Origin of the sequence: Psychrobacter sp. bablab_jr014 (assembly GCF_016464015.1) — a bacterium.
Lineage (GTDB): Bacteria > Pseudomonadota > Gammaproteobacteria > Pseudomonadales > Moraxellaceae > Psychrobacter.
On record NZ_JACDXT010000018.1, the window covers coordinates 47,658 to 55,413 of the forward strand.

Here is a 7,756-nt window from a genome sequence, read left to right on the forward strand (position 1 = left end):
TACGAGCATGGCATTTTTTAGCGTGTCTTTGGCAGAGTAAACACGGTCAAAGGCACTGTTGGAGTGTGCCATGCCCTATTTAGACTTTCGCCAGCCGCCCTTTGATGTGCTTAGCCGCATTGAGCGCCAAAGCATCCGCAAACATGCCCAAGTTCGCTATCTAGCGGCAGATACCTGTCTGCCTGTAGACGACTACGGACACTTTTTTTTGGTATTAAAAGGGCGCATCGAGCAGCAGCGCGAGCAAGAATGCCTTGCCACCTATCTAGGCGCAAACCACTCCACTGAGGGCAATACTTACGATTGGTTTGACGCGCGGCGTGGTACTGAGGACGATGCCTACTGCGCGAGCGAAGACACCTTATTATTACAAATCAAAGGCAGCGCCATCGACCGCTTAATGGCACAAAACCATCTGGTGCGTGCCATCTTGTCCGACAATCTCTCCGAGCGTTTGGGCGCACTAGCGCAGCGGCGCAGCTATCGCAAACCGCTATCCACAGGCGATAATGAACGCGCCCATGAGCTTGAGCTGCAACACATCATGCTCCAGCCCATCGCCAGCATTGAGTTATTGCCTGTCCAAGAGTTGCCCGCTACTGCCAGCCTTAAAGATGGCGCAACAGCCATGACCCGCGCAGGCTTTAAGCACGTGCTCATCCAGCCGCCGACTGCCGATATATCGCACGTCACACCACTACGCGCGCAAGGCTTGGGCATTTTGACCGACACCGATATTTGCCGTGCGGTCAGTGAGGGGCAAAGCATGACGCAAACCCCGTGCTGGCAGTATGCGACCTTTGATTTGCGTACCATCAGCAGCACGCATGATTTGGGTGATGCGCTGCTGGCGATGACCCGCTACCGCGTACACCGTCTGCCTGTGACAGGTGATGATGGCAACGTCATCGGTATCTTAGGACAAAGCCAACTGCTGGCGCACATCAACCATCACTCGCAGCTGATTAGCATCGAGATTGAGCAGGCGCGTGACCTGCCCACGCTACATAAGGCGGTCGATGCCATCGGGCGCTATATCCGTATGCAGCAGCAACAAGGCGTCAAAGTCGCCATCATCAGCCGCATGGTGCAGACGCTGAACGCGCACGTGTTTACCAAGCTGTGGCAGCTGATTGTACCGAGCGAGGTCTTTACGCGCAGCTGCGTGATTGTCATGGGGTCTGAGGGGCGCGGCGAACAGATTATGCGTACCGACCAAGACAACGCGCTGATTATCGAAGACAGCTACACCCATCCTGAGCTTGCCCATTATTGCGAGCGCTTTAACCAGTCGCTCAGCACGCTCGGCTACCCGCTGTGCGATGGCAATATCATGATGCAAAACCCCTTATGGCGGCAGTCTATCAGCGATTTTAAACAGCAAATCAGCACGTGGTTTTCAGGACGCGATGCGATGAGTGGCATCTATCTGTCCGCGCTATTAGACGCTGAATACGTGTGTGGCAACGAGGCATTATTAACCGAGCTACGAGGGCATCTGATACACGCGCACCGCCAAGCCGACCCGATGTTCGTACGCCAGTTTGCGCGGGCGGCATTACAGTTCGGCGAGATTCATGAATGGTGGCAAAAGTTTGCGCCGCTGCTTGGCAAAAGCAGCACCTCCGATATTGACCTAAAAAAAGCAGGCATCTTCCCGCTGGTGCATGGCATTCGCACGCTGGCGCTAGAGCATGACATTGTAGCGACGCCCAGCACCAAAGATCGCCTCAAAGCCTTGGTACAACAGGGCGTACTAACCACTGAGCGCGCCGATACCTTGGGCGAAGTGCTTGAATTTTTTATGGGGCAGCGCCTTGCGGTCGCCCTATCCACCCAAGACCGTCACGCACGCGAGGTCAACCCAAACACGCTATCGGCATTGGAGCGCGACGTGTTAAAAGAATGCCTGTCTGTGGTCAAAAGCTTTAAAGCCCAGCTGCGCCAGCGCTATCAGCTCGATATATGAATCAAACCAGCAGACACGATAAGGAGCAGCCATGTCTATGATGCAGCGGCTCAAGCGGCAATGGCAACGGCGACAGCTGACGCGTGATGGGCTGGAATATCTGTTTGCGCCGCCGAGTGCTGGCGAATGGGTAGCGATTGACTGCGAGATGAGCGGACTCAATCCCAAGCGCCACCACCTCTTATCCATCGCCGCCATCCATATCAACCACAACCATATCGATACAGGCAACGGGCTGCATCTGATATGTAAGCCGCCCGTACCGCCCACCTCAGACAGCATCGTCATTCATGGACTACGCGGCGTCGATGTCGCGCTTGGCATGGATTACGCTGCCATGCTGGCGCTGTTGCTGCCCTTTATTGGCAATCGCCCTATCGTCGGTTTTTGTCCCCTGCTCGACATGGCGTTTTTAAATCCTTTGGTAAAAGAGTATATGGGTACGCCACTGCCTAACGAGGTGATAGACATCCGCGCGCTGTACAGTCGGCGTACGGGCAATCGCACCGAGGGGATTTTAAGCCCCGACCAGCACCTATCGGCTATCTTGGCGCATTTTGACATTCCCTATGTCGAGACGCACAATGCCTTTGACGATGCGCTGATGACGGCGATGGCGTTTTTACATTTAAAGCGAGTGCGCGGGTAAGGATTTTTAGGATAAGTGTTGGAGATGGGGTCTTTGTATGTTTTTTGCTTTTTATCTGCCCACATCACTAAAAACATCTCAGCCATTTAGACTTTATATACGCATCTCCTCTTTTCTTATCCCGCCAATGTGCTACTCTGCTTCGCGACTTATGCAGTGAATCTAGTGAGTATGTTATGCGGTTGTTGTACAAGTGGGGTGTTGCCATCCCTTTGGGTGTCAGTTTGTGCGTGTGTCAGACAGCGGCGGCAGCGCCTTTGCCCGCGCCGTTATCTGAGTTGTCGCAGGCGTTAGAGGCGGCCCATCTGAGTCCTGACGATATCAGCATTGTGGTGATGCCTGTAGGCAACAACAGCGCATCAAGGCTGCCTGAAGTGGTGACGGTGACCGATAAGCCACTAGCAGAGAGTGACCATACAGACACGACTCAACAGGCAAGCAAAGACACGCCCGCAACCAACAAAAGCGCCACCAAAGCAGACAACCAAGCCAGCGCGGAGCCTATCACGCTGCCTGATGGCGTGAGCATCAATACCACCCGCACCGTGCGCAAAGCCGACATCCGCGAGCACGAACGACGCATCCACCGTCAGACCGATGACCCCTACACCTATCAGAGCCTTGAGAGTATCGCGCCGCCATTACCGCAGCCTGATATTGGGCGCACTTCCTTGCCTACCGAGACGCCTCTTGATTTGAGCACGCCATCAGCATTGGTACTGCACAATGCCGACATACCGCGCACACCTGCCAGCACGATGAAGCTGGTGCCCACTTTTGTTGCTCTTGACAGCTTGGGCAGTGATTTTGTGTGGCAGACGCGCGTCTATCATACAGGCGTGCAGGTTGGTGATACCTTGATTGGTGATTTAATCATTCAAGGCAGCGGCGACCCAAAGATGACGCATGAGCGCGTCGCCCAACTGTTACGCGGGGTGCAGCAGCGCGGCATTCGTCATATCCATGGCAATATCGTGTTGGACAGCAGTGTGTTTGAGGCGGTGAGTAAAGACGCTGCGGATTTTGATAACTCGCCTTTGCGCCCTTATAACGCCAGTCCTGATGGACTGCTCGTTAACTTTAACAGCATGGCGATTCACAGCTGGCCAAAAGAAGATAAGACGGCGGAGTTAACTTACGAGCCGCGCCTTGCTGATTACCATTTACCCAGCAGCATTCCCATGCGTGATGCCGTATGTAGCTCGGTGCGCTACAGCTTAGAGCCTGAATGGCAAGTAAATAAATTAACGCTGCATACTGCCTTGCCCGACGGTTGCGGCGAGCATATTTTTTATGTGGCGTACCCTGATGCTAAGGATTTTGCGGCGCGTGTGGTCGCGGAGAAGTGGCAAGCGCTGGGCAATGATTTGACAGGTAAAGTGCTTGCCCAAGAGCAGCCGTATCAACGTCCAAAAGGCAGCCACACGCTAGCCGACATTGCGCCCTCGGTATTGCCCATCGTCAGTTATCCGTCTTTACCACTGGCGACGCAGATTTTTGATATCAATCATTTTTCTAACAATGTGATGGCAGAGCAAGTAGCGCTGTCTATTGGCGCGTACAGTCTGCCTGATACTACGCGGCATCAGGGTACAAGCCTTTACCAGAAGGATGACCCAACCAGCACGTATCCCATTGCGCTGGGCGACATCCAGGGCTGGTGGCGCACGCATTTGAGCACGCCGCCGCCTTATCTGACCAATGGCTCAGGGCTGTGCCGCGAGTGTACAATTAGTGCGGCGAATTTAAGTGAGCTGCTCGGCTATGCCTATCACCATCCTCAATTTGCTACCTATGTGGACTCGCTAGGCATCGCAGGCGTCAGTGGTACGATTGTGGCGCATAGTGAGCGCTTGCCTAATTCTGCGGCGATTGGGCGCGCGTGGATAAAAACAGGCACGCTGAACAATGTGACCTCGATGGCAGGCTATGTGCAAGGACAATCGGGACAAGCCTACACCGTAGTTGGCATCATCAATACCGAGCACGCGCTAAACACGTACGGCGCGCGCGTGGTGCTTGATAAGCTGCTAGACTGGACAGCCCAGCAGTAGTTTTTAGTCGTTATCTTTAGCAATCATTTTTAGTCGTTATCTCCAGAAATAATTTCTAGCCACCAGTTTTAGTCACAAGGTTTTGTTATGCCTCATATACCGCCCACCGCTGCGCCAACTTTGCCCGCGCCCAATTTGCGCTATTACGTTGGCATTTTTAGTATCGGCTATATTCTTGTCAGCACCTTGTGTATGCTGCTCCAGCGCTATTTGCCCATCAGCACTTATATGGTGACGCTACTGACCATCGGTATTGCCGCCTATATCACGGTGCGCAAGTTTGTCCGTCACCAGCAGCGGGCGCTGATGCGTATCGAGGTTTTACGTTTGACTTTGGGGGCGGTTGTCGCGGTGTGGATACTGAGTGCGCTGTATTTTTTGAGCTTGTGGTTTTTGGTGTTCGATGCGATCAGCCGCGAGGTGTTGCAAGAAGCCTTTGCCGCACGTCCATGGGCGCTATTGCAAGGGCTGCTGCTTATGATTGGTATGTGTACGTTGATGACGTGGCTGGGGTTGGTCAGTTTTAGCCGTCTGCTTGCGCCCGCAGGCCACAAAAAGCTTTAGTTTGCGCCCCTTTACGTAGCGATTGTTAATAACTTGGTTATCAATGTGCAATCTGTCTTGTGCTTTATGGCTCATGGCTTTTATAGTAATTACCAAAGACTAATAAAAACCATAATCGCGACAATAGGATAAAGGGAAACACACTATGGACATGCTGATATTTGATGATTTAGAAAAGCTGGGGCGCATCGTTTTAACTACAGTCATGGTCTATGTGATGATTGTCTTGGCGACCAAAGTTGCAGGCAAGCGCTCGACCTCGCAGTTGAATAACTTTGACTGGATTATGACGGTCATGATTGGCTCGCTCGGCGCCAGTACCATTTTGCTAAAAAATATTCCTTTGATTGAGGGCAGCTCAGCCATCTTAACCTTATATGTATTGCAGTTTTTAGTGACGAAATATGCGTCTATCTCGCCGCAATTTAGCGATGCTATTTTGTCCGACCCACGTATCGTGTTTTATCAAGGGCAGTTCTTACCTGATGCCATGCGCGAGGAGCGCCTGACCCGTCAGGAGCTTGAGTCTGCAATGCGGGCAGCTGAGGTGAATGACGCCGCTGATGTTGAAGCCATTATTTTTGAATCCAATGCCCAGCTTACAGTCATTAAAAAACCGCCAAAAAACTATGATAATGTCCGTGATGATGGCATTTCGCAAACCATCGTCGCTGCGATGCGTGACAATACTTAATATCGACAATGGGCGCGAATCTGCATAAAATGGGCGCGCATTAGGCCAGCTTTACGCGCCGTTTTATCCCTTTGTTAGCAATAGTAGGAAACCCTTTATGAAAGCACGGCTACTGACCGTCGGTACCAAAATGCCCAGCTGGGTACAGACAGGATTTAATGAGTATTATAAGCGCATTCAGCCGATGCTCAGTACCGAGCTGGTCGAATTGCCTGCGGCAAAACGCGCTAAAAATCCGTCTGATGCCAATCTGGCGCAGTACCGTGAACAAGAAGGACAGGCGATTTTAGGTGCGCACCAAAGCGCCGCCCGTGAGCAGTTGTGGGTACTCGATGTCAAAGGCAAGATGCTCTCAACCGAGCGTCTGGCGGATAAGCTGTCAGACGCGATGCAACAAGGTGATGATATTGCTCTCGTCATCGGTGGCGCAGATGGCGTATCGCCTGACGTGCTCGCAAAAGCCGATATGAAATGGTCATTGTCTGAGCTGACCTTGCCGCATCCGCTGGTACGTGTGGTACTGATGGAGCAGCTGTACCGCGCCATGAGCATCAACCACAACCACCCCTACCACCGTGGTAATTGATACCTGCCGTCACTGAATAGTGGCTATAAACAGCAATGCATAAACCTTCAAAAAGCGGTCATATCATTGGCCGCTTTTTTATGAAAACCTTTTATCAAGACAAGACAAAACTGTACGTACGACACCGCAGCCCTTGGTTGAAAAACCCTGCCACGCCCTAATAAAAAGGGCATGATTGATTCTTATGGTATACTCGCCGCTATGTCCGAAACCCAGCCACGCACGACCGATAATATCCGCCGCGCTGCCGACTTATTTGATGCGCCAAGCACCGCGCCGAGCGTCTTGCCTGCGCTGTTTATATCGCATGGCGCGCCCACACTTGCGCTCGAGCAGTCCGCGACCACCCATGCCCTCGCGCGCATCGGGCAAAACCTACCCAAGCCGCGTGCTATCGTCATTATGTCCGCACATTGGCTGTCGACCAAACTTGAGATTAGCAGCAACCCAAAGCCTAAGACATGGCACGACTTTGCAGGTTTTCCGCCCGAACTGCACAAGATTGAGTATCCTATCAGCGGTCATCCTGAGCTGGCCGAACACATTGCGGCCGCATTAGAGACGCGCGGTATCCGTTGCCGCGTTAACCCACTACGCGCCACCGACCATGGCGTTTGGGCGCCGCTACTACACATGTACCCTAACGCTGATGTGCCCATCGTTCAGCTGTCATTGCCCAAGCATTATGACAGTGTCGCGTGCTACCAGCTCGGCGCAAGTTTGGCTGCCTTACGTGACGAGCAGATTTTAATTGTCGGTTCAGGCAGTATCACGCACAACCTGCGCGCCCTACGCTGGGACGCTGAGAGTGTGGACGCGCACGCCAAAGACTTTAAGCATTGGCTACTCGCGCAAATGAAGTCAGATATTCCTGCCGCGCTAGACTGGCAGCAATACCCCAAATACCGCGACATTCACCCCAGTGATGAGCATCTGTTGCCGCTGTTTTTTGCGCTGGGTGCAGGTCAACGCGTCTCTGTGGTACACGAGGCGATGAGCCATCATAGCCTCGGCATGGACATTTATCGCTTTGACTAAGGCCTTGAGTGGTCGCAGATGAACACATAAAACCATTTGACAGCCTGAACATAGCCAAACGTATTAGGGCGTGTTGACCATTCGACCATGGCACTGACAGCGACTATTTTTTAGGCGATTCGAGGTTAAAAATAATAAGTTTAGTCATTCTAAGCGCTTATTTTTAACGATGAAGCGGCAAAAAAGAGTCCTGTCCCTGCGG

Annotated in this window: 7 protein-coding genes; all 7 read left to right on the plus strand. The window is 52.6% G+C overall.

Annotation, left to right across the window (positions count from 1 at the left end; genetic code table 11):
- Window positions 1-70 precede the first annotated feature (70 nt).
- The 7 genes from JIE71_RS04645 to JIE71_RS04675 all read left to right on the plus strand — a co-directional run bounded on the left by JIE71_RS04645 (window position 71) and on the right by JIE71_RS04675 (window position 7,554).
- On the plus strand, window positions 71-1,969 hold the full coding sequence (locus JIE71_RS04645) for a DUF294 nucleotidyltransferase-like domain-containing protein (protein WP_199507565.1): 1,899 nt from the start codon (window positions 71-73) through the stop codon (window positions 1,967-1,969).
- 31 nt (window positions 1,970-2,000) lie between these two features.
- Window positions 2,001-2,618, plus strand: coding sequence for a 3'-5' exonuclease (locus JIE71_RS04650; protein WP_199507566.1), 618 nt, complete (start codon window positions 2,001-2,003; stop codon window positions 2,616-2,618).
- A gap of 176 nt (window positions 2,619-2,794) precedes the next feature.
- Window positions 2,795-4,672 (plus strand): D-alanyl-D-alanine carboxypeptidase/D-alanyl-D-alanine-endopeptidase, encoded by a 1,878-nt coding sequence (gene dacB, locus JIE71_RS04655; RefSeq protein WP_199507567.1) that lies wholly within the window; start codon window positions 2,795-2,797, stop codon window positions 4,670-4,672.
- An 87-nt stretch (window positions 4,673-4,759) separates the two neighbouring features.
- The gene (locus JIE71_RS04660) at window positions 4,760-5,236 is read left to right on the plus strand and encodes an ABZJ_00895 family protein (RefSeq protein WP_199507568.1); all 477 of its coding nucleotides are present in this window, start codon (window positions 4,760-4,762) and stop codon (window positions 5,234-5,236) included.
- A 145-nt stretch (window positions 5,237-5,381) separates the two neighbouring features.
- A complete protein-coding gene (locus JIE71_RS04665; protein WP_199507569.1) occupies window positions 5,382-5,930 on the plus strand; it encodes a DUF421 domain-containing protein in 549 nt (182 codons plus the stop codon).
- A gap of 97 nt (window positions 5,931-6,027) precedes the next feature.
- A complete protein-coding gene (rlmH, locus tag JIE71_RS04670) occupies window positions 6,028-6,516 on the plus strand; it encodes a 23S rRNA (pseudouridine(1915)-N(3))-methyltransferase RlmH (RefSeq protein ID WP_199507570.1) in 489 nt (162 codons plus the stop codon).
- 171 nt (window positions 6,517-6,687) lie between these two features.
- Window positions 6,688-7,554, plus strand: a complete 867-nt coding sequence (locus JIE71_RS04675) for a DODA-type extradiol aromatic ring-opening family dioxygenase (RefSeq protein WP_228284547.1) — start codon at window positions 6,688-6,690, stop codon at window positions 7,552-7,554.
- The last annotated feature ends 202 nt before the right edge of the window (window positions 7,555-7,756 follow it).